The sequence below is a fragment of the Serratia sp. P2ACOL2 genome (genome assembly GCF_003691565.1).
GTDB classification, from domain to species: Bacteria; Pseudomonadota; Gammaproteobacteria; order Enterobacterales; family Enterobacteriaceae; genus Serratia; species Serratia liquefaciens.
Window position 1 is genome coordinate 1,203,947 of the sequence record NZ_CP033162.1, and the last position, 19,894, is coordinate 1,223,840.

The following is a 19,894-nucleotide window of genomic DNA, read 5'->3' on the forward strand; positions in this document are numbered from 1 at the left end:
ACTTGGTAGCTTAATGGCTTAATGACTTAGTATCGTTCTTTGTAACCAGCCTGGCGCTCTTCGTCGCGCAGCGTCAGGATTTCCACGCCGTCGGCGGTGACCGCCACGGTGTGCTCCCACTGGGCAGACAGCTTTTTGTCGCGCGTAACCACTGTCCAACCGTCTTTCTTTTGCTTGATGCGGTGGTCGCCCTGATTGATCATCGGCTCGATGGTAAACACCATGCCTTCCTGCAGCACCATTCCGGTACCCGGTTTGCCAAAGTGCATTACCGCCGGCTCTTCGTGCATCTCGCGGCCGATACCGTGGCCGCAGTACTCCCGCACGATGCTGTATCCGGCCTGTTCTGCATGCTGTTGAATTGCATGGCCGATATCCCCCAGCGTCGCGCCCGGTTTCACCACGCGGATGCCTTGCCACATCGACTCATACACGTTATTCACCAGCCGTTTGGCCAGCGGCGTGATCTGCCCAATGCAGTACATTTTACTGGAGTCGGCAATATAACCGTCGTGTTCCAGCGTAATGTCGACGTTAACGATCATGCCGGAGCGCAGTATTTTGCTGACCGACGGAACGCCGTGACAGATCACTTCGTCAATCGAGGTATTGAGCACATAGGGAAAACCGTACTGTCCTTTTGTAGACGGGCGCGATTTCAGCTCATCAACGATAAAGGCTTCGGCGCGGTCGTTAATCTCCATCGTGGAGATACCTTCGACTATCACCTCATCGAGCATAGCAAACACCTTTGCCAGCAGCGCGCCAGAGTGACGCATTTTGACAATCTCTTCCGGTGTTTTGATCACAATCTGTTTCACCCGACAATCTCCTTTAACGTCATCGCGTTATCTTTCATCATTTTTTTTACCAGTTGGGGGTAGGTCAGTTCCGGATGGAACTCCGCCAGCATGCCGATCTTGATCCAGTATTCCGCCTGCGCGTTGATCGAACGCGTCATCGTCAGGCTGGCGAGGCGCAGATCGTCATGCAGCGCGTCTGAAATTTTCACAATGCCCATAGGCTGCTCCTCAGTGAGTAATATACGAAGTGTATACGTTTTGGATGGTCGCAATTTGGCATTCCGTGGGGTGGTCATTTTCCGGGTTGCAACGATTGCTGCCACGGGGCAATGCGTTTATTGTGATAAACGACTTTTTTGCCATGATTTTTCAGAAGGATTAGGGCGTGACCAAATTACGTGTTGGGGTGATCTTCGGCGGTAAATCGGCGGAGCATGAGGTTTCACTGCAGTCGGCAAAAAACATTGTGGATGCCATAGACAAAGAGAAGTTTGACGTCACATTGCTGGGGATAGACAAGCAGGGGCATTGGCACATCAACGATGCGTCCAACTACCTGCTGAATGCGGAAAACCCGGCGCTGATTGCGTTGAACCGCTCAAATAAAAATGTAGCGCTGATCCCCGGTCAGGAAAAACAGCAGTTGATCGAGTCAGGCAGCGCCGGTGCGCTGGGCCAGCTCGACGTGGTGTTCCCGATAGTGCACGGCACGCTGGGGGAAGACGGTTCATTGCAGGGGCTACTGCGGATGGCGAATTTGCCGTTCGTCGGCGCTGGCGTGCTGGGGTCTGCGGTCAGCATGGACAAAGACGTCACCAAACGCTTGCTGCGTGATGCCGGGCTGGCGGTCGCGCCCTTTGTAACCCTGACGCGCAGCAACCGCGCCAAATTCACGTTTGAACAGCTCAGTGAACGCCTGGGGCTGCCGCTGTTTGTTAAACCGGCTAACCAGGGTTCTTCGGTGGGCGTCAGCAAGGTGCAGGATCGCGCCGGCTATGAGGCCGCAGTGGCGCTGGCGTTCAGTTTCGATCACAAAGTGCTGGTGGAGTCGGCGATTGTCGGCCGCGAAATCGAGTGTGCGGTGCTGGGCAATGATGATCCGCAGGCCAGCCTGTGTGGCGAAATCGTGCTGAGCGACGCCTTCTATTCGTACGACACCAAATACATCAACGAGCAGGGCGCTCAGGTCGTGGTACCGGCGGCGATTACGCCGGAGGTGAGCGACAAAATCCGTGAGGTGGCGCTGAAAGCCTTCCGGGCGCTGGAATGTTTCGGTTTGGCGCGCGTGGACGTGTTTCTGACGCCAGACAACAACGTGGTGATCAACGAGATCAACACGCTGCCGGGCTTCACCAATATCAGCATGTATCCCAAACTGTGGGCCGCCAGCGGCATCAGCTACAGCCAACTGATTACCCGTCTGATTGAGCTGGCGCTGGAGCGCCATCAGCAGGATCGTGCGTTGAACAGTTCGGTATTCGATCGCTAAAACAGTCAGGGGCGAAGCGATTTTCGCCCCTGATTTTTACTTCACCGTTACGTCAATATCGCCAAAATATTTCTTCGCCAGCTCGCTCACCGTGCCTTGCTGCTTCACTTTGACGATCGCCTCATTCAGTTTTTTCTTCAGCGCCTCATCGCCTTTACGCAGGCCGAAAGCAATGCCCTCGCCAAGGATTTTGTCGTCGCTGACCGCATCGCCGACGAAGGCAAAGCCTTTACCGTCCGGGTGCGCCAGGAAGCCGCTTTGTCCCGACGGGGCCATCACCAGCGTGGCGTCGAGACGCCCGGCGGTCAGGTCCAGATAGGCCTGGTTCTGATCCTGATAAGACACCACGTCCACGCCCTGCGGCGCCCAGTGAGCCTTGGCATAAGTCTCCTGAATCGAGCCTTGCAGCACGCCGACGTGTTTGCCCGCCAGCGAGGTGGCGTTCGGCAACAGGCCGCTGTCGGCCTTGGCGATCAGGCGGTTCGGTACCTGATAGATTGAATCGGTGAAGTCGATGGCCTGGCGACGCTGATCGGTGACGTTCATCGCCGAGTTGATGGCGTCAAACTTGCGCGCCTTCAGCGCCGGGATCAGGCTGTCGAAAGAGGTTTCAACCCAGCTGCATTTCAACTGGGCGGCGGCGCAAACGGCATTGCCCAGATCGATATCAAAACCGACGAGCTGACCGCTGGCAGATTTGGATTCAAACGGTGGGTACAGCGCTTCCAGGCCAAAACGCAAGGTGTTTTCCGCCGCCAGCGAGGAACCGGCGGCCAGCAGACAGCCTGCGGCGATCAACGTTTTCAGTGATTTCATATTCAGAGCCCTTTTCCCATGGTCAAAGCAAAAGTGAATGCATTACACCTGACACAGACGGCGTGCGCCTTCCAGCAGGGTCTGGTTATCTTTTGAAAAACTCAGTCGAATAATGCCGGTATTGGTGCCGTCGCTGTAGAACGCCGACAGCGGGATAGTGGCGACTTTGGCTTCGCGGATCAGACGCACCGCAAAATCGTTGTCGCTTTCGCTGCTGAAACCGCTAAAGCGGGCCAGCATAAAGAAACTGCCACGGCTGGGCAGTAATTCAAAGCGCGAATCTTGCAGGGCGTTCGCCAGCAGGTCGCGTTTCTGCTGGTAGAAAGCCGCCAGCCCTAAATAACTTTGCGGGTTAGCCAAGGCTTCGGCGAAGGCATACTGCATCGGGGTATCGGCGGAAAACACCATAAACTGGTGTACCTTGCGGATCTCGTCCATCAGCGCCGCCGGTGCCATGCAGTAACCGACGCGCCAGCCGGTGACGTGATAGGTTTTGCCAAACGACGAAACGATCACGCTGCGTTCGGCCAGCTGCGGGTGGCGTGCCATGCTGTGATGAATATCGCCGTCGAACACCACGTGTTCGTAAACTTCGTCGGACAGAATGACGATGTCGGTATTGCGAGTCAGGGCGGTCAGCCGTTCGATATCATGTTCACCGAATACGCTGCCCGTTGGGTTGTGCGGGCTGTTGACGATGATCATCCGCGTTTTGCTGTTGATGGCCGCAGCGACCTCATCCCAGTCAATATGCAGATCTTCCAGCGACAGTTTAATCGCCACCGGAGTGGCGCCCTGCAGACGCACGATCGGCGCATAGCTGTCGAACGCCGGTTCAAAATAGATCACCTCATCGCCAGGGTGCACCAGTGCGCTGATGGCGGAATACAACCCTTCGCTGGCGCTGGCAATGACCGTGATTTCTTCGTCGGCGTCATAGCGTGCGCCATATAAACGTTCAACTTTATCCGCCAGCGCGATACGCAATGCTGCCACGCCGCTCATCGGTGCGTACTGGTTATGTCCTGCACGCATGGCTTGCGACACTGCCTCAACCAATTGCGGTTCACAGGCGAAGTTTGGCGCGCCCTGCGACAGATTCAGGGCCTGGTGTTCGGCGCTGAGCTGGCCGATAACGGTAAAAATAGTGGTGCCGACGTCCGGCAACTTCGAGCGTTGTGCGCAGGCGCTCTGCATGAGTGGCTCCAGGGGATAGGGGATATCGCTTGATTAAGCATCAATGACGGTAGGCCAACAAGGGAAAGTTTGTCATACTTGCCATGCACTCAGATCATGACTGATTCCCCTTCATTCTTGAAACGATCTCGGCGTTGGCTGCGCTTACTTACCCGAATCACTGACTCATGTCAGCTCATCGGGTTGCGTTCACTGGCCGCCTTGATGTCGTTCCAATTATTTGGGGGAATCCTTGGAATTTCAGGGGATATCAAGGAACTCGCCATGTCGTCATCACTGCCGTCGCTCGACGTATTGAAAACCTTTTTGGTGGTGGCCCAGCGTCTTAATTTCACTCACGCCGCCCAGAGCCTGCACCTGACGCAGGGCGCGGTCAGCCGGCAAATACTGGGGCTGGAACAGCATCTGGGTTATCCGTTGTTTAGCCGACGCGCGCGAGGCCTGACGTTGACACCGCAGGGAGCCATGCTGTTGGCCCCGGTGCAGCAAGCCCTGGGACAGTTGGATGAGGCGCTGAGCAGAATCGGGGCGCAGCCGGGGACCTTGCGGATCAAGTGCCCGACCTGTGCCATGCGCTGGGTGTTGCCGCGTATTATCCGGCTTCAAAACGAGCGACCGGAAATGCATATTGAGCTGACCGCTTCGGTATCGCACGGGCTGGATTTCGCTGCGGAACACTTCGATGCCGCGGTGGTGTTCGGCCAGCCGCAGGGCAAAAAACTGACGGTGCATCATCTGTTCGATGAAATTCTCACGCCGGTCTGCACGCCGACTTACCTGCCCGATTTATCTCGCCCGCCGACGCCGGCCGATCTGGCGGAGAAAACGCTGTTACATCCCACGCGCGATCGCCGCGACTGGCTGCTGTGGCTAAAGGCGGCGGGGCAGGAAACGCTGCCTTCCGGTAAGGCGCAGCATTTCGATACGCTCGATCTGGCGATGAGTGCGGCACTGCAGGGTTTTGGCATCGCCATCGGTGATTTATGTTTGCTGGAGGAAGACATTCAGGCGCAGCGTATCGTTACGCCGTTCCCACTCAGCGTGCTCAGCGGTGCGGCTTACTATCTGGTCTATCCTGAACGAGCAGTGCAATCGCCGGCATTAACTACGCTGGTGGATTTCCTGGGCGATGAGGCGGCGCAAAGCCGCACCCGGCTGAAAAACTATCGCCCGGCCTGCGCTAATAGCTTGTAACCTTTAACATTACAAAGTATTTCTGCGGTGAAAAGGAGTATGGCACACTGCCTTTTCACGTCGATTAATCATCTCCGCCGCGGTCTGCGACGGGAGCATGCCTGAGATAAAAAATATGAAATGGCTTTGTGTGGTGAGTATGTTGTCCGGTCTGGCCATCAGCCCGGTTTTTGCACAGGAAAACGCCGTAACGCAAGGCGTTAATGCCCAGCAGCGCGATGCCTTTGTTTCCAACCTGATGAAGCAGATGACGCTGGAAGAAAAAATCGGCCAGCTGCGGTTAATCAGCGTCGGCCCGGATAACCCGAAAGAGGCGATCCGCGACGGCATCAGCAAGGGGCAGATTGGCGCGATCTTCAACACCGTCACCCGGCCGGATATCCGCGTTATGCAGGATCAGGCGATGCAGCTCAGCCGCCTGAAAATCCCGCTGTTCTTTGCCTATGACGTGGTGCACGGCCAACGTACCGTGTTCCCTATCAGCCTCGGGTTGGCGGCCAGCTTTGATCTGGAAGCCATCGCACTCAGCGGTCGGGTGTCGGCGCAGGAAGCCAGCGACGACGGCCTGAACATGACCTTCTCGCCGATGGTCGACATCACCCGCGATCCGCGTTGGGGCCGGGTCTCTGAAGGCTTCGGTGAAGACACCTGGCTGGTATCCAAAATCGCCAAAGTGATGGTGGATGCCTACCAAAACGGTGACCCGTCCAAGCCCGGCTCAATCATGGCCAGCGTGAAGCACTTCGCGCTGTACGGCGCTACTGAAGGCGGCCGCGACTACAACACCGTCGATATGAGCCCATTGCGGATGTATCAGGACTATCTGCCGCCCTATAAAGCGGCGGTGGAAGCCGGCAGCGGTGGCGTCATGGTGTCGCTCAATTCGGTGAACGGCATTCCGGCCACCGCTAACCCATGGCTGCTGAAGGACCTGCTGCGCGATCGGTGGGGCTTCAAGGGCATCACCATCAGCGACCACGGTGCGATCAAAGAGCTGATAAAACACGGTGTGGCTGCGGACGCGCGTGATGCAGTACGACTGGCGATCACCTCTGGCGTCGACATGAGCATGAGCGACGAATATTACGACCAATACCTGCCGGGGCTGGTGAAAGACGGGCTGGTGTCGGAAAGCGACATTGACCGTGCCTGTCGCGACGTGTTGAACACCAAATATGATATGGGCCTGTTTAAAGACCCTTACACCCATCTTGGCCCGGCAGGTTCCGACCCGCAGGACACCAATGCCGAAAGCCGCCTGCACCGTGCCGAAGCGCGCGTGATCGCGCGTAAGACTATGGTGCTGTTGAAGAACGACCGGCAGACATTGCCGTTAAGCAAACAGGCGACCATTGCGCTGGTCGGGCCGATGGCCGACAGCCAGCGTGACGTGATGGGCAGCTGGTCAGCGGCTGGGGTGATCAAACAGTCGGTGACCCTCCGCGAAGGGCTGGAACGTGCGGTGGGCGACAAGGCGAAAATCCTCTATGCCAAGGGGGCCAACGTCACTCAGGACAAGAGCATTATCGACTACCTGAACGAGTATGAGCCGGCGGTGGCGTTTGACACCCGTCCACCGCAGCAGATGATTGACGAAGCGGTACAGGCGGCGAAGAAAGCCGACGTGGTGGTAGCAGTGGTCGGGGAATCGCAGGGCATGGCGCATGAAGCGTCCAGCCGCGCCGATATTACTATCCCGCAAAGCCAGCGCGACCTGATCGCGGCGCTGAAAGCCACCGGCAAGCCTTTGGTATTGGTGCTGATGAACGGCCGACCGCTGGCGCTGAGTTGGGAAAGCCAGCAGGCGGATGCGATGCTGGAAACCTGGTACAGCGGTACCGAAGGCGGTAATGCGGTTGCCGACGTGCTGTTTGGCGATTACAACCCGTCGGGCAAGTTACCGATGACCTTCCCGCGTTCGGTCGGTCAGATCCCGATGTATTACAACCACCTGAACACCGGCCGTCCGTTCGGCAAGGAAAACCCGGGCAAATACACCTCGCGCTACTTTGACTCGCCAAACGGTCCGCTGTATCCCTTCGGTTATGGCCTGAGCTACACCAGCTTCAGCCTGTCGGACCTGAAACTTTCCAGCCCGACAATGGCGCGCAACGGCAAGATCACCGCCAGCGTCACGCTGAAGAATACCGGCAAATATGATGGTGCCACCGTTGTGCAGCTGTACTTGCAGGACGTGACCGCCTCGGTCAGCCGTCCGGTGAAAGAGCTGCGCAACTTTAAGAAAGTGATGCTGAAAGCGGGCCAGGCGCAGACGGTAGAATTGCCTGTCACCGAAGAGGATCTCAAATTCTATAACGCCAGCCTGAAATGGGGCGCGGAACCGGGCAAGTTTAACGTGTTTGTCGGCCTGGACTCTGACAACGTACAGGCACAGAGCTTTACGTTGAAGTAATCACCCTCTTTGGCCCTCTCTCATCGCGGTGGGAGAGGGTTTGCGTTGCTTTTGAGATCCCAAGCCCTTCAACGCATAACCGTTCTGCTTTCGCACGGAAAATCCCGTTGTTTTGATCCCGCTGATTGTTTCGCCACAGCTATCGCTATATGATTTTATATATAACGATAACTCACCGGAAACCCCCATGTTCAAACGCTTGTTGCTGATTTTTATTCTTTTCTCTTCCGCCGCACAGGCGGATCGCCAGGTCACCGACCAACTCAACAGACAGGTCACATTGCCCGATACCATCACCCGCGCGGTGGTGCTGCAACACCAGACGCTGAACCTGCTGGTGCAGCTCGACGCGCTGCCGCAGGTGGTGGGTGTGCTCAGTAGCTGGAAGAAACAGCTGGGGCCGAATTATCTGCGGCTGGCACCTGGGTTGGCAAAAATGCCGATGCCGGGCGATCTCACCTCGGTGAACATCGAAAGCCTGCTCAGCCTGCACCCGCAGGTGGTGTTTGTCGCTAACTACGCACCGCCGGAAATGATTGCCCAGATTGAACGGGCCGGTATTCCGGTGGTGGCTATTTCGTTGCGCCGTGAGGCGGCGGATCAGGCCGGGAAAATGAACCCGGTACTCAATGATGAAGACCAGGCCTATAACCTCGGCCTGCAGGACGGTATCCGCCTGATCGGCACGGTAATGGGGCACCAGCCGCAGGCAGAAGCGATGATCCAGGACGTCTTTCAGCAGAGAACGCTGGTGGCCGACCGGCTGCGAGACCTGCCTGCGGACCAACGGGTTCGGGTGTATATGGCCAATCCGGATTTAACCACCTACGGTTCGGGCAAATACACCGGGCTGATGATGCAGCATGCCGGCGCACTAAACGTGGCGGCGAAGGATATTCAGGGTTTTAAGCAGGTATCGATTGAAGACGTGCTGAAGTGGAACCCGGCGGTGATTTTCGTTCAGGAGCGTTATCCCGAGGTGGTGCAGCAAATCCTCAGTTCGCCGCAGTGGCAGGGGATTGACGCGGTAAAAAATAAACGCGTCTATCTGATGCCGGAATACGCCAAGGCCTGGGGTTACCCGATGCCGGAAGCGTTGGCGCTGGGTGAACTCTGGATGGCGAAAAAGCTGTATCCGCAGCGTTTTAGCGACGTCAATTTGCAGCAGCGGGTGGATGCCTATTACCGGCAGTATTATCGCAGCAGCTGTTGCCAGAGCGAGCAATGAGGCTTGGCTGGCTGCTCCTGCTGACGTTGTTTTGCGCGCTGCTGTCGCTGGGGATTGGCCGTTACCCGGTATCGGCAGCTCACAGTCTGATGATCCTGCTCGAGCCGTTGACCGGCCCGAACGGCGCTATCGATGCGGTTCAACGTCAGGTGATTCTGGGGGTTCGCGTACCCAGAGTGTTATTGGCTATGGGGGCCGGTGCCTCTCTGGCCCTGTGTGGCGCCGCGCTGCAGGGGGTCTTTCGTAATCCGCTGGTGGATCCGCATATCATCGGCGTCTCTTCCGGTGCGGCCTTTGGCGGCACGCTGGCGATTTTACTCAGCCTGCCGATGGCCGCGCTGTTGCTGTCTGCATTTGTATTCGGTATGGCAGCGTTGCTGCTGATTTTTGCCATTACCAGCGCCATCGCCCGGCGCAATATTTTGTCGCTGGTGCTGGCCGGGGTGATCCTCAGCGGCTTTTTCTCCGCCTGCGTCAGCCTGTTGCAATACCTGGCCGATACCGAAGAGAAACTGCCGAGCATCGTGTTCTGGCTGCTGGGCAGCTTCGCCACCGCCGACGACAATAAACTGTTGATGCTTTTCCTGCCGTTGTTGTTGGCTGGCGGGCTGTTATTGGCATTGCGCTGGAGAATCAATTTGCTGTCGATGGGGGATGAGGATGCCGCTGCACTGGGCATTAACGTCGAGCGCACCCGCTGGTTGATCCTGACGCTGTGCGCCGCGATTGTCGCCGCACAGGTGGCGGTCAGCGGCAGCATTGGCTGGGTCGGGTTGGTTATTCCGCACGTTGCCCGGCTGCTGGTTGGCCCCGATCATCGTCGTCTGTTACCGGCTTCTCTGTGTTTGGGGGCGTTGTATATGGTGTTGATCGACGATTTGGCACGCACGCTGAGCAGCAGTGAAATTCCGCTGGGCATTTTAACGGCATTGATTGGCGCACCGCTGTTTGCGTTGCTGTTGCGCCGTGCGCAACTGAGAGGTTGGCATGGCTGAGACATTACTGACGGCTCAAGATCTCAGTTTTGGTTGGCCCGGCCAAGCGCCTTTGTTTAACGCGCTGAGCCTGCAATTGTCGCGTGGCGAAGTCTTGGCGGTACTGGGGCCCAACGGGCGCGGTAAAAGTACCCTGATGCAGCTGTTGCTCGGCACCCTGCCGCTGCAACAGGGGGCGGTTGAATGTGCCGGCGGCATCGGTTTTGTGCCGCAGCATTTCACGGCGCCTTTTGCCTATCGGGTGCTGGATATCGTGCTGATGGGGCGAGCGCGTTATGTGGGGTTGTTCCGCTCCCCTTCGGCGCAGGATCATCGGCTGGCGAAAGAAGCTCTGCAGTCGCTGGATATGTTGGGCTTTGCCGACCGCGAATTTGGCAGTTTATCGGGCGGACAGCGGCAACTGGTGCTGATTGCCCGCGCACTGGCGATGAGCTGCGAGGTGCTGATACTGGATGAACCCACTTCGGCATTGGATCTTCATCACCAGGATCGGGTGCTGAGCCTGATCTCGTCACTGGCGCGGGAACGACAGATGGCGGTGATGTTTTCGACCCATCAACCCAACCATGCTCATGCGGTGGCCGATCGCGCCTTGCTGCTGGGGGCCGAGGGACAGCATCAAATCGGGCCCTGTGCCAGGGTGCTGACGGCCGAGTGCTTGTCACCACTGTTTGATTTGGCGATTGAGCGGGTGGCTTTGCAGATTGAGGGGCGGCAGTTTGAAACGCTGGTGCCTTTATATCGCAGTCAAAGGGAGCGTCATCATGAGTAATCTTCTGCTGTTTGCCGCCGGTAGCCTGCGTGTGGCATTTGGGCCGCTGCTGGCCGCGTTTCAGGCACAAACCGGCGAGGTTGTAGATGCGGTATTTGGTCCCGCAGGCCTGCTGCGTCAGCGCATTGAAGCCGGTGAACGGCCGCATGTTTTCGCTTCGGCCAATCTGGCGCATCCGCAGCGATTGGTCGATCTGCATTTATCGCCACGGGTACAAACTTTTGCCCGTAACCGGTTATGCGCGACGGTACGTAATAGTGCCGGACTAACAGAACGCCCGTTGTTGGCGGTACTGCTGGACTCGCGTTGGCGGGTGGCGACCTCAACGCCGGGTGCCGATCCTTCCGGTGACTATGCGCTGCAATTATTTGAACGTATTGAATCCCTGGCGCCGGGGCAGGGGACAGCCCTGCGGCAACGGGCTTTGGCTCTGGTGGGTGGCCCAGATTCGGCGCCGTTGCCGATGGACCGGCCAGCGGCTGAGTATCTGCTCAACAGTGGGCAGGCGGATATCTTCCTCGGTTACGCCAGCTATGGTGCGGCGTTGGCAAGGTTTCCCGAGCTGGTGGTGCGGCAGTTACCGCCTTCGCTGACGATTGAGGCCGACTACGGTTTGTGTCTGTTGGATGGACGGGCACAGCCCTTGGCCGAGTTTATTCAGGCGGAACAGGGGCAGGCGATACTGCGTGAACAGGGGTTTTTACCTGCCAACCTGGTGAGCTAATGGCTTATTAAGTTGGCAGGTTAAGAGGCTATTACAGCTTTTTCAGCAGTTGCATCAGATGTTCTTCGCTCTTCTCCGCCAGGCCGTCAATCGCCAGCTTGATGATATCGGAGCGGGTAATGCGCACCACGCCGTTACGCGCCGCCTGCACAATGATTTCATCGATGGCGTCGACGTGATTATCGGTCAGGCTGACTGAAATGGCTTTGTAAGTGCGTTTGCGACCCTGCGGCTTGGCTTCGGGGGCGGGAACCAGCAAAGTGTGCGACGTGGCGCTATTGATAAATTCGTCTTCCGACATGCGGTGGGTTGGGGTGCGTTTTTTCACAGGATCACCTCCTTCACCAGGCTTTCGATTTCCGCCTGCGCTTTTTCGTTATGCGCCTCATGCACGGTAATCGCCTCGCCCCAGGCGTCGCGGTAAATCTTGCGGTCGCACAGGCGGTTACTGACCAGCGTCAGTTCCGGGTATTCGCTTAATACCTGCGCCGCTTCGTTGGCTTCATTAATGAAGATGTTGGTCGGGCACATGTTCAGCACGATGTAGCCTTTCACCTTCTCGTTATATTCTTGCGCCGTGGCGAACATTTCAGACAGATACCCGACGGTGTCCAGATCCATCTGCGACGGGCGCAGCGGAGAAAGGAACAGATCGGCGGCCAACAGGCCCGAGCGCAGTTCGGCGCTGTCGCGGCCGGCGGTGTCGACAATCACATAGTCGTAATGGCGATCCAGCTCCAGCAGCGTCTCTTTGATTTTACCCGAGGCGGCAACCACCGGAATATGCGGCAGACCTTCAACATTTTGACGATCGTTATACCAGGTCATGATTGATTTCTGATCGTCGGCATCGACGATGATGGCCGTTTTTCCCTGCTTGAGGATCAGATATCCGGCGATATTGACCGCCTTGGTCGATTTCCCTACGCCACCCTTTTGCGAGCCAATCAAAACAATCATGCTGCCATCTCTCAAGTTATTAAGCTGGTAACTTATTAAGTTAATATGCTTATTAGGTTGATAACTAAACAGGTTAACTACAACAGAGCCTGAACAATATGCACCAATGTCGGCGGCTTGCCAAGCCAGTATGCGGTTAACTTTACAGCCTATTTTGCTGGTAACGTAGTCAGCGGGTAAGTAGGAATGTTCTGGGAAGGGGGGACAAGCGGAAGGATTTTTTTAATTTAGCAGCTTAATAAGTTATTAAGCTGCTAATGATGAGGCTGCCAGAACGCTACTTTTTCAACATCGACTTCAGGTTGGCGAACGGGTTATGGGTCGCGAGACCGACGTCTTTTTGCGCATCTTCACCGGCAACAACCGTTGAGCCATACTGATCGGCTTCGGTGTATTTTGAATGCTCATGGTCGTGACAATACAGGCACAGCATTTCCCAGTTGCTGCCGTCTTCCGGGTTGTTGCTGTGGTCGTGATCGATATGGTGAACCGTCAGTTCGCGCAGGTTGGAGTACACAAACTCACGCGAGCAGCGTCCGCAGACCCAGGGAAAGATTTTCAGCGCTTTTTCGCGGTAGCCAGTCTCCAGCCTCGCGTAGTTTTTTGGGATATATGCCATGGTGTATGCCCGTCGGGTGATAATAATAATGCGTAAAATAATACCACAAAGCGCCGGCTTACAGCGTGCGGCACATCACCGTGACGGTTTCGCCACAAACTTCACGTTGCTCAACAGGTTGCCAGCCCAGTTTCTGATAAAGCGGTTGTTGGTCGGGCGTGTAGAGATACAGCGCGGTGATCTGTTCCCGTCGGCAGTGGGCAATGCACTGGGCGATCAGTTCGCTAGCCACGCCCTGGCCGCGGTGTTGTGGATGGGTAAAGACTTCCCCCAGCCAGAACTTGCGCTCTGGCTTATCTGCCAGTTCGTAAACGATCAGGCTGGCGGTTCCGAGGATCTGTTGTTGCGGTGACAGAGCCAACAGCGCCAGCCCGGGGTGCAGTGGTTCACAGCGCTGTTCCAGGCGCTGGCTGATTTTCTCTCGGCAGCTCCACGGGGGGAAGTCCTGCCACTCCTGATGCAGTAAAGCGGCCAGTTCACCAATGCGCTGGCGATGCGCAGAAAGTCGTTCGATACGCATGATTAGGTTCATTTTTTGCCCAAGGGCAGACAACTATAGCGACGATTTTCGCCTATTTGAAGGTCTCGATCGCCCAATCGATAAATACCCGCATTTTGGCGCTCAGATGGCGGTTGGAAGGGTACACCACATACATCTGCTCAGCCGGTGGTTGCCAGTCGTGCAGCAGGCTGACCAGCTCGCCGCTGTCCAGATGCGGTTGTGCCATAAAACGGAAGGTTTGGATGATACCCAATCCGGCCAGCGCCGCCGCCAGCAGCGCATTGCTTTCGTTGACGCTGACGTGATAGCGGTGCTGGATATCGATTTCTTTGCCTCGATCGACGAAGTGCAGCGGCAGGATACGATCGTTCAACGCATGACGATAGTGTGCCAGCGGATACCCCAGTTCCAGATCGCAGGGATGCTGCGGCGTACCGTAATGAGCCAGATAGGCCGGGGTTGCGCAGGTTACCCATTCAAGCTCGAACAACCGGCGGGCAATCAGGCTGGAGTCGGCCAGCGGACCGCTGCGGATCACGCAGTCGGCGCTGTCGTTGATCAGGTCGATGAGTCGATCGCCCACGCCCAGATCAATCTGTATTTGCGGATAGCGGGCAATAAAGTCCGGCAGCGCCGGCAACAGCAGTTGGCGAGCGGTGGCACCGCCAACGTCGATGCGCAGCACGCCCTGCGGCGCACTCTGCGACTCGGTCATGCTGCCTTCCATTTGCTCCAGCTCTGCCAGCCATTTAACCGTTCGTTGGTAGTAACATTCGCCTTCGGGCGTTACCGACACGCTGCGGGTGGTGCGCTTGAACAGCTTGGTTTGCAGGTGATCTTCCAGGCTCTGGATCAGCTTGGTGACGGTGGCTTTGGGCATCCGCAGCGAGTCCGCGGCACGGGTGAAGCCGCCGGTTTCCACCACGCGGTTAAACACCCGGATAGCGAGTAAATGATGATCCATAGCGCTCTCAGTGCAAACCCCGGCGGCAAGCCGGGGTGAATTTGATGACAAACACCCGAAAAGCGTGGTTTTCGGATGTTTGGGGTAAACCTGAAGACATCATTCTTTGTTTTTATTAGTACACAAAACATGACTTTTAAGCACAGAGGACTTTGTCAGCCGTCTGACCCCGGCGGCAAGCCGGGGAGTGTTTCTGCCAGTAAATAATGATTATGACTGTTTAGCGCTAATCATGCCGGAGCGCAAGGTCAGGCCGAATACCAGCGCGGCGGACAGGGTCAGTGCGCCACCGAACAACATGGCGCTGCTGACGCCCTGCCAGTCAACCACTTCTCCACCCAGCAGCGCGCCGGAGGCCAGGGCAATCTGGATCACGCAGACCAACAGTGCCTGGCCGGCCTCCGGGGCCTGCGGTACCGCAGCGAACATCCAGTTGGTAGCGCACACCGGCACGGCGCCGAACGCCAACCCCCATACCATCACCATCAGCGTAGCCCCGGCGATGCCGCTGAGGAACGGCGACACAATCAGGATGGCGGCCAACATGGCGGCAATCAGGATAAAGGTGGCGCGCAGGCTGCGTTCGGCCAGCCTCTCGCCCAAAAAGGTTCCGAGCAGGCCAATGGCGCCATAGGCCAGCAGCTGCAGCGAAATCGCCGACGGGCTGAGGACGAATACCTGCTGCAGCAGCGGTTTCAGGTAGGTGTAGGCGGCAAAATGGCCGATAAACAGCAGCACGATGGCAATAAGCCCGGTACGCGCCATTGGCAGACGCAGCGGCAACAGCAGATCGCGTGGCGTAACCGGCCGGGTGGGGGGTACCGATGTTAGCAGGCGCAGCTGTGCCAATAACACCCCGACCGCCAGCACCGCGCTGCCAAAGAAAGCGGCGCGCCAGCCGAACAGGTCTCCAATCAACGCACCGGCAGGAACGCCGCAAACGGCACCGACCGAAATGCCGCTCAGGATAAGCGCAGTGGCCCGGCCCTGGCTGGCTTCCGGCACGAGATGGCGGCCGTAGTTGGCGGCAAAGGCCCAAAAACCGCCGACGCAAATGCCCAGCAGCACGCGGCCCAGCAACATCATGGGGAAGTTTACCGCCAGTGCGGAGACCAGGTTGGAAACCGTCAATAGCACGCTCAATGCCAGCATCAGCAGACGACGATCGAGCCGACCGGCCGCCAGACTGAGGGCAGGGGCGGCGATGGCGGCGACGATACCGGGCATGGTCACCATCAGTCCGGCTTTGCCGGTGCTGACGTCCAGCGATGGGGCGATATTGGTCAGCAGGCCAATTGGTAGAAATTCGGTGGTAACCATCACAAAGCAGGCGACGGTCAGCGAGAAGATCGCCAGCCAGGGTGATGGTGCAGGTTTCTCATTATTATTCAGCATAGTACCGCTCGTCCCAGGTGGATGCGTAAACCGCGCGGTAGGCGCGGAGTGACAGAGATCACAATTTACGCAGGCCTCTGCGGCGGATAAATCCGTTTGCGGTGGTTACACTGTTTCTGAGGGGGAATAATCGCGCGCGGCCAGTCTGGCATGGGCTATCGGCCATCAGGCTGGCTAAATGTTTAATTGGTATAAGCTTATGCGATGGGTGCAGCAGGCTGCACCCGGTCGTGTATTACAAGCCCGGCGCTTTCCACATCGAGGTGGTCAGGCCGTGATCGACCAGGGTGAGCTGATCGGCATACACCTGACGCCAGGTTTCTTTTTGCTGCCGGTACAGCTCATGGTTGGCCATATCCGGCTGATATTCTCGCTCCCAACGCACCAGCTGTTCCCCGGTTTGCGCCAACGATTCGTACAGTCCCGCCCCCACCCCAGCGGCAATCGCGCAACCCAGCGCGGTGGCTTCTTTCACCACCGGCACACGCACCGTCAGGCCGGTAACGTCGCTAAGGATTTGGCTCCACAGCTTGCCCTTCGAGCCGCCGCCGGCGAACACCAGCGAACGGGCCTGCACGCCGGAGAAGCTGGCGATTTGTTCCAGATTGCAGGCCGACACAATGGCGGCATTTTCTTCCAGCGCACGGAACAGGGTCTGCTTATTGCAGCGTTCCGGGTCGAGCGACAGGTTAATAAACGACGGCGCGGCGTGGTACCAGGTCTTGAAATGCATGGCGTCGGAAAATATCGGCATCACGCCGTAGGCCCCAGGCGGCACGCGCGCCGCCATCTCTTCCAGCAGGCTGTAGGCATCGACCCCCAGCCGTTCCGCCAGCAGCTTCTCTTCGGCACAGAAGGCGTCGCGGAACCAGCGCATGGTCAACCCGGTGAAGAAACTTATCGACTCCGCTTGTGCCATGCCGGGGATCACGTGTGGGTTGATGCGAATGTTCATCTCCGGATCGGTGGCCGGTTCCGGCAGATTGACGATCTGTTGCCAGAAGGTGCCGCCCAGCACGGCTGTCTGCCCGGCATGTACCACCCCCAGCCCCAGGCTGCCCAGTTGCACATCGCCGCCGCCCATCACGACCGGTGTGCCGCGCAGTAAGCCGCTTTGCTGTGCCGCCTGTTCGGTGATGTGTCCCAGCACACAGCCGGTCTCTTTCACCGGCGACAGCATATCGGCACGCAGTCCGGCCATATCGAGCAGCGCCGGACGCCAGTCGCGGTTGACCAAGTCGAGCATGCCGGTGGTACCGGCGTTGGAGGGATCTACCGCCAATTCACCGCTGAGCATATTTGCCAGCCAGTCGCTGATCATGGTCAGCGTTGCCGCCTGGCGGTAAATGTCCGGCCGGTGATGCGCCAGCCACAGCAGGCGCGGCATGGCGCTCAACGCCAGCGTTTGGCCTGAATACTGGTAAACCTCGCGCTCAAAATTATGGTTATGCAGCTCTTTCAGTTCGCTGACTTCCTGGCTGGCACGGGCATCAACGTTGGCGCAGGCCCAGATCGGCACGCCGTCGCGATCGTAGAGTACGATGCCTTCACGCATGGAGCAGCAGGCCACGGAACGGATGGCCTGGCCAGAGAGACCGGCGTTTTGCAACGCCTGGCGGATACATTGGCAGGTCAGCTGCCAGTTGTGGCTGAGGTCAAACTCCATGGAACCGGGCACGCCCGGCACGGCCAAATGCCGCCATTCCGCCTGGCCCTGAGCGATCTGGTTACCCGCCAGATCGAAGATTACCGCGCGAATGCTGCCGGTGCCTGCATCCAGCGCCATCAAATAGTTATCCATAGCTCACACTCTCTGGGGAGGAACCTTAACTATAGATGCCGTACTGTTCGCCCCGGTGGGGGAAGCGACAGGCCTGGCGGGATTTGTGAGCCAGGCAGCAAAATTACCCTTGCGGAGGGGCAATCTGTGGGATTAAACCTATGGTTGGAAAGAACATTGACCTTCGAGGTTTAACAAGGAGTCGCCATGCACGTCACACTGGTAGAAATTAACGTTAAACAGGACAAAATCGACGAATTTATTGAGGTCTTCCGTGCCAATCACCTGGGGGCGATAGAAGAGCCGGGCAACCTGCGTTTTGACGTATTGCAAGATGAATCCATCCCGACGCGGTTTTATATTTATGAAGCCTATCGGGACGAGCAGGCGGTCGCCGCTCACAAAAAGACGCCGCACTATCTGCAATGCGTGGAGAAACTGGAAGCGCTGATGACCGGCCCACGCAAGAAAACCAGCTTTATCGGCCTGATGCCGGGTTAGCGCCGGCGTAGGGTAATTCTGTTCAATACAGTGACAAGCCAAGCCGTCAGTCTGGCATCTGTGAACTCTTTCTCAGGTGCCTTTAATGAATATCTATCTTTCCATGGCCGCGTTTGCGCTGGCCTCATCCATCACCCCCGGTCCGGTCAATATCGTTGCCCTGAGCGCGGGGGCGCAATTCGGTTTCAACGCCACTCTGCGCCATGTTTCGGGCGCCACGCTGGGGTTTACTCTGCTGTTGATCCTGCTAGGTCTGGGGCTGAACACGCTGTTGGTGCTGTGGCCGGTGCTGACGCAGGTTATCCAGTGGGCGGGCATCGCGTTTTTGTTGTTTATGGCGTATCAACTGGCGTTTGATGACGGCCGCTTGGGGCAGGGTAGTCAACCGCAAGCCCCTTCTTTCTGGTACGGCGCGCTGTTGCAGTGGCTGAACCCCAAGGCCTGGCTGGCGTCGGTGGCCAGTCTGGGAGCGTTTGTTGCCGATGGCGATCGCCTGCTGCTGTGGCAGTTCGCGGTAATTTACTTTGTGATCTGTTATGCCTCGGTGGCCTGCTGGGCTTACACCGGCGCGATGTTGACCGGCCTGCTGCAGCAGGCACGCAACGTACGGCGTTTTAATCGCTTGATGGCGCTGCTGTTGGCAGCCAGCGCCTGCTATCTGTTGGCCGACGGCATTTAGCGTGGGTTTTGGTACTGGCCGGGGGTGGCGGCCAGCAACAGTTTGAAGGTGCGCTGAAAGTGCGCCTGATCGGCAAAGCCGCTTTCGCTGGCCGCTGCGGCGATCGGATAACCGCGTTTCAGCAACCGGTGACCGAATTGAATGCGTTGGTTAACCAGATAAGCATGCGGCGTCATGCCGTAACGCTGTTTAAAGGCGCGTATCAGGTAAGAGGGCGAAAGCGCTGCCGCCTGGCAGATGGCTTCCAGCGTGAGCGGTTGGGTGCAATGCGCGTTGATAAAGGTTGCTGCGGCCGCCAATCTTGGGTGCTCGTAGGGGGTAACTGGCGTATTCCCCAAAGAGGTCTGCAAATCGCTGAAGTATTCCACCAGAGCGATCTGTTTTTCCAAATGGCAGCGCAGTGGGTCGATCAGTAGCTCATACAGCCGGTTCAGGCCACCAAACAGTTCGGGGTCACGGCTGAGCACCTGAGTGAAGGGGATAAAACGGCCGTCGCCGTCGACGATTTCTTGCTGCAATTTACCCAGCCAGGCGGCATCGATATAAAACATGATGTATGACCAGCGCTGGTCGCCGATGGGGTTACAAGCGTGGGCCTGCTGCGGATTGATGATCACCACATCGCCGGTGCTCACCTGCAACGCTTGGCTGCCGTTAATATAAATACTGGTGCCGTCGGTGATGGCGCCGATGGAAAAGATTTCATGGCTGTGCAGGGCGTAACAAACCTTGCGGCCATCTTCAATGGCGCGAGCTTCCACGAAGGGGAGCTGCGGATCACGCCAGAACTGTGGCGCATTAGCGGTCATTGTCTTTCCTTTTCGATGCGACGGGGCTAGCTTGTGTTATAGCCTAAAACGCGC

21 protein-coding genes are annotated in these 19,894 nt (G+C 57.5%); 9 read left to right on the forward strand and 12 right to left on the reverse strand.

The features are described 5' to 3' along the window. Positions 1-26: 26 nt before the first annotated feature. Positions 27-821 carry a type I methionyl aminopeptidase gene (gene map, locus EBA31_RS05765; protein ID WP_046374205.1) on the reverse strand — a complete coding sequence of 265 codons (795 nt, stop codon included), beginning with the start codon at positions 819-821 and terminating at the stop codon, positions 27-29. Continuing rightward, entirely contained in the window at positions 818-1,021 is a 204-nt protein-coding gene (locus tag EBA31_RS05770) for a ParD-like family protein (RefSeq protein WP_020825782.1), read from the reverse strand. The genes map and EBA31_RS05770 overlap by 4 nt, the downstream gene beginning before the upstream one ends. A 167-nt stretch (positions 1,022-1,188) precedes the next feature. On the opposite strand from EBA31_RS05770, the gene ddlA reads away from it, so the two are divergent. Beyond that, the gene (gene ddlA / locus EBA31_RS05775) at positions 1,189-2,292 is read left to right on the forward strand and encodes a D-alanine--D-alanine ligase (protein ID WP_020825783.1); all 1,104 of its coding nucleotides are present in this window, start codon (positions 1,189-1,191) and stop codon (positions 2,290-2,292) included. A 36-nt stretch (positions 2,293-2,328) separates the two neighbouring features. Here ddlA and EBA31_RS05780 read toward each other — a convergent pair whose 3' ends face one another. Both EBA31_RS05780 and EBA31_RS05785 read right to left on the reverse strand, forming a co-directional pair. After that, on the reverse strand, positions 2,329-3,108 hold the full coding sequence (locus EBA31_RS05780; protein ID WP_122077700.1) for an ABC transporter substrate-binding protein: 780 nt from the start codon (positions 3,106-3,108) through the stop codon (positions 2,329-2,331). Positions 3,109-3,150: 42 nt separating this feature from the next. Then, positions 3,151-4,305: a pyridoxal phosphate-dependent aminotransferase gene (locus tag EBA31_RS05785; RefSeq protein WP_122077702.1), complete on the reverse strand. Its 1,155-nt coding sequence runs from the start codon at positions 4,303-4,305 to the stop codon at positions 3,151-3,153. A gap of 264 nt (positions 4,306-4,569) precedes the next feature. On the opposite strand from EBA31_RS05785, the gene EBA31_RS05790 reads away from it, so the two are divergent. From EBA31_RS05790 to EBA31_RS05815, 6 genes are all read left to right on the forward strand, one after another. After that, positions 4,570-5,499: a LysR substrate-binding domain-containing protein gene (locus EBA31_RS05790; RefSeq protein ID WP_122077703.1), complete on the forward strand. Its 930-nt coding sequence runs from the start codon at positions 4,570-4,572 to the stop codon at positions 5,497-5,499. Positions 5,500-5,614: 115 nt separating this feature from the next. Continuing rightward, on the forward strand, positions 5,615-7,912 hold the full coding sequence (gene bglX, locus EBA31_RS05795) for a beta-glucosidase BglX (protein WP_122077705.1): 2,298 nt from the start codon (positions 5,615-5,617) through the stop codon (positions 7,910-7,912). Between the two features lie 187 nt (positions 7,913-8,099). Beyond that, positions 8,100-9,140, forward strand: a complete 1,041-nt coding sequence (locus tag EBA31_RS05800) for an ABC transporter substrate-binding protein (protein WP_048761328.1) — start codon at positions 8,100-8,102, stop codon at positions 9,138-9,140. Next, positions 9,137-10,135 (forward strand): iron ABC transporter permease, encoded by a 999-nt coding sequence (locus tag EBA31_RS05805; RefSeq protein ID WP_020825789.1) that lies wholly within the window; start codon positions 9,137-9,139, stop codon positions 10,133-10,135. Before EBA31_RS05800 ends, EBA31_RS05805 begins: the two co-directional genes overlap by 4 nt. Further along, positions 10,128-10,907, forward strand: a complete 780-nt coding sequence (locus EBA31_RS05810; protein WP_122077707.1) for an ABC transporter ATP-binding protein — start codon at positions 10,128-10,130, stop codon at positions 10,905-10,907. The genes EBA31_RS05805 and EBA31_RS05810 overlap by 8 nt, the downstream gene beginning before the upstream one ends. Continuing rightward, positions 10,900-11,631 carry a substrate-binding domain-containing protein gene (locus EBA31_RS05815; protein ID WP_122077709.1) on the forward strand — a complete coding sequence of 244 codons (732 nt, stop codon included), beginning with the start codon at positions 10,900-10,902 and terminating at the stop codon, positions 11,629-11,631. The genes EBA31_RS05810 and EBA31_RS05815 overlap by 8 nt, the downstream gene beginning before the upstream one ends. Positions 11,632-11,662: 31 nt before the next feature. Here the strand turns inward: EBA31_RS05815 and EBA31_RS05820 are convergent, their stop codons facing one another. The 7 genes from EBA31_RS05820 to lsrK all read right to left on the reverse strand — a co-directional run bounded on the left by EBA31_RS05820 (position 11,663) and on the right by lsrK (position 17,872). Beyond that, the gene (locus tag EBA31_RS05820) at positions 11,663-11,959 is read right to left on the reverse strand and encodes a hypothetical protein (protein ID WP_020825792.1); all 297 of its coding nucleotides are present in this window, start codon (positions 11,957-11,959) and stop codon (positions 11,663-11,665) included. Continuing rightward, complete coding sequence (locus EBA31_RS05825; RefSeq protein ID WP_020825793.1) at positions 11,956-12,591, reverse strand: AAA family ATPase; 636 nt, start codon at positions 12,589-12,591, stop codon at positions 11,956-11,958. The genes EBA31_RS05820 and EBA31_RS05825 overlap by 4 nt, the downstream gene beginning before the upstream one ends. A 277-nt stretch (positions 12,592-12,868) precedes the next feature. Then, on the reverse strand, positions 12,869-13,210 hold the full coding sequence (yajD, locus tag EBA31_RS05830) for an HNH nuclease YajD (RefSeq protein ID WP_020825794.1): 342 nt from the start codon (positions 13,208-13,210) through the stop codon (positions 12,869-12,871). 58 nt (positions 13,211-13,268) lie between these two features. Beyond that, positions 13,269-13,730 carry a GNAT family N-acetyltransferase gene (locus EBA31_RS05835; RefSeq protein WP_122077711.1) on the reverse strand — a complete coding sequence of 154 codons (462 nt, stop codon included), beginning with the start codon at positions 13,728-13,730 and terminating at the stop codon, positions 13,269-13,271. 52 nt (positions 13,731-13,782) lie between these two features. After that, positions 13,783-14,676: a LysR family transcriptional regulator gene (locus EBA31_RS05840; RefSeq protein ID WP_020825796.1), complete on the reverse strand. Its 894-nt coding sequence runs from the start codon at positions 14,674-14,676 to the stop codon at positions 13,783-13,785. 210 nt (positions 14,677-14,886) lie between these two features. Continuing rightward, positions 14,887-16,071, reverse strand: coding sequence for an MFS transporter (locus EBA31_RS05845; protein WP_122077713.1), 1,185 nt, complete (start codon positions 16,069-16,071; stop codon positions 14,887-14,889). Positions 16,072-16,306: 235 nt separating this feature from the next. After that, a complete protein-coding gene (gene lsrK, locus EBA31_RS05850; RefSeq protein WP_162302867.1) occupies positions 16,307-17,872 on the reverse strand; it encodes an autoinducer-2 kinase in 1,566 nt (521 codons plus the stop codon). 186 nt (positions 17,873-18,058) lie between these two features. Here lsrK and lsrG point away from each other — a divergent pair, with 186 nt between their 5' ends. Next, the gene (lsrG, locus tag EBA31_RS05855; protein ID WP_020825799.1) at positions 18,059-18,352 is read left to right on the forward strand and encodes a (4S)-4-hydroxy-5-phosphonooxypentane-2,3-dione isomerase; all 294 of its coding nucleotides are present in this window, start codon (positions 18,059-18,061) and stop codon (positions 18,350-18,352) included. A gap of 85 nt (positions 18,353-18,437) precedes the next feature. Beyond that, entirely contained in the window at positions 18,438-19,031 is a 594-nt protein-coding gene (locus EBA31_RS05860) for a LysE family translocator (protein ID WP_122077715.1), read from the forward strand. On the opposite strand, the gene EBA31_RS05865 is transcribed toward EBA31_RS05860, so the two are convergent. Beyond that, positions 19,028-19,840 carry an AraC family transcriptional regulator gene (locus EBA31_RS05865; RefSeq protein ID WP_122077717.1) on the reverse strand — a complete coding sequence of 271 codons (813 nt, stop codon included), beginning with the start codon at positions 19,838-19,840 and terminating at the stop codon, positions 19,028-19,030. The two genes, EBA31_RS05860 and EBA31_RS05865, sit on opposite strands and share 4 nt — an antisense overlap. Positions 19,841-19,894 lie beyond the last annotated feature (54 nt).

Bases quoted from the DNA above. Each gene is read 5' to 3' on its own strand.
- EBA31_RS05770 (WP_020825782.1), bottom strand. From the start codon at position 1,021: ATGGGCATTGTGAAAATTTCAGACGCGCTGCATGACGATCTGCGCCTC.
- EBA31_RS05780 (WP_122077700.1), bottom strand. From the start codon at position 3,108: ATGAAATCACTGAAAACGTTGATCGCCGCAGGCTGTCTGCTGGCCGCC.
- EBA31_RS05785 (WP_122077702.1), bottom strand. From the start codon at position 4,305: ATGCAGAGCGCCTGCGCACAACGCTCGAAGTTGCCGGACGTCGGCACC.
- EBA31_RS05790 (WP_122077703.1), top strand. From the start codon at position 4,570: ATGTCGTCATCACTGCCGTCGCTCGACGTATTGAAAACCTTTTTGGTG.
- bglX (WP_122077705.1), top strand. From the start codon at position 5,615: ATGAAATGGCTTTGTGTGGTGAGTATGTTGTCCGGTCTGGCCATCAGC.
- EBA31_RS05800 (WP_048761328.1), top strand. From the start codon at position 8,100: ATGTTCAAACGCTTGTTGCTGATTTTTATTCTTTTCTCTTCCGCCGCA.
- EBA31_RS05805 (WP_020825789.1), top strand. From the start codon at position 9,137: ATGAGGCTTGGCTGGCTGCTCCTGCTGACGTTGTTTTGCGCGCTGCTG.
- EBA31_RS05810 (WP_122077707.1), top strand. From the start codon at position 10,128: ATGGCTGAGACATTACTGACGGCTCAAGATCTCAGTTTTGGTTGGCCC.
- EBA31_RS05815 (WP_122077709.1), top strand. From the start codon at position 10,900: ATGAGTAATCTTCTGCTGTTTGCCGCCGGTAGCCTGCGTGTGGCATTT.
- EBA31_RS05825 (WP_020825793.1), bottom strand. From the start codon at position 12,591: ATGATTGTTTTGATTGGCTCGCAAAAGGGTGGCGTAGGGAAATCGACC.
- yajD (WP_020825794.1), bottom strand. From the start codon at position 13,210: ATGGCATATATCCCAAAAAACTACGCGAGGCTGGAGACTGGCTACCGC.
- EBA31_RS05835 (WP_122077711.1), bottom strand. From the start codon at position 13,730: ATGCGTATCGAACGACTTTCTGCGCATCGCCAGCGCATTGGTGAACTG.
- EBA31_RS05840 (WP_020825796.1), bottom strand. From the start codon at position 14,676: ATGGATCATCATTTACTCGCTATCCGGGTGTTTAACCGCGTGGTGGAA.
- EBA31_RS05845 (WP_122077713.1), bottom strand. From the start codon at position 16,071: ATGCTGAATAATAATGAGAAACCTGCACCATCACCCTGGCTGGCGATC.
- lsrK (WP_162302867.1), bottom strand. From the start codon at position 17,872: ATGGATAACTATTTGATGGCGCTGGATGCAGGCACCGGCAGCATTCGC.
- lsrG (WP_020825799.1), top strand. From the start codon at position 18,059: ATGCACGTCACACTGGTAGAAATTAACGTTAAACAGGACAAAATCGAC.
- EBA31_RS05860 (WP_122077715.1), top strand. From the start codon at position 18,438: ATGAATATCTATCTTTCCATGGCCGCGTTTGCGCTGGCCTCATCCATC.
- EBA31_RS05865 (WP_122077717.1), bottom strand. From the start codon at position 19,840: ATGACCGCTAATGCGCCACAGTTCTGGCGTGATCCGCAGCTCCCCTTC.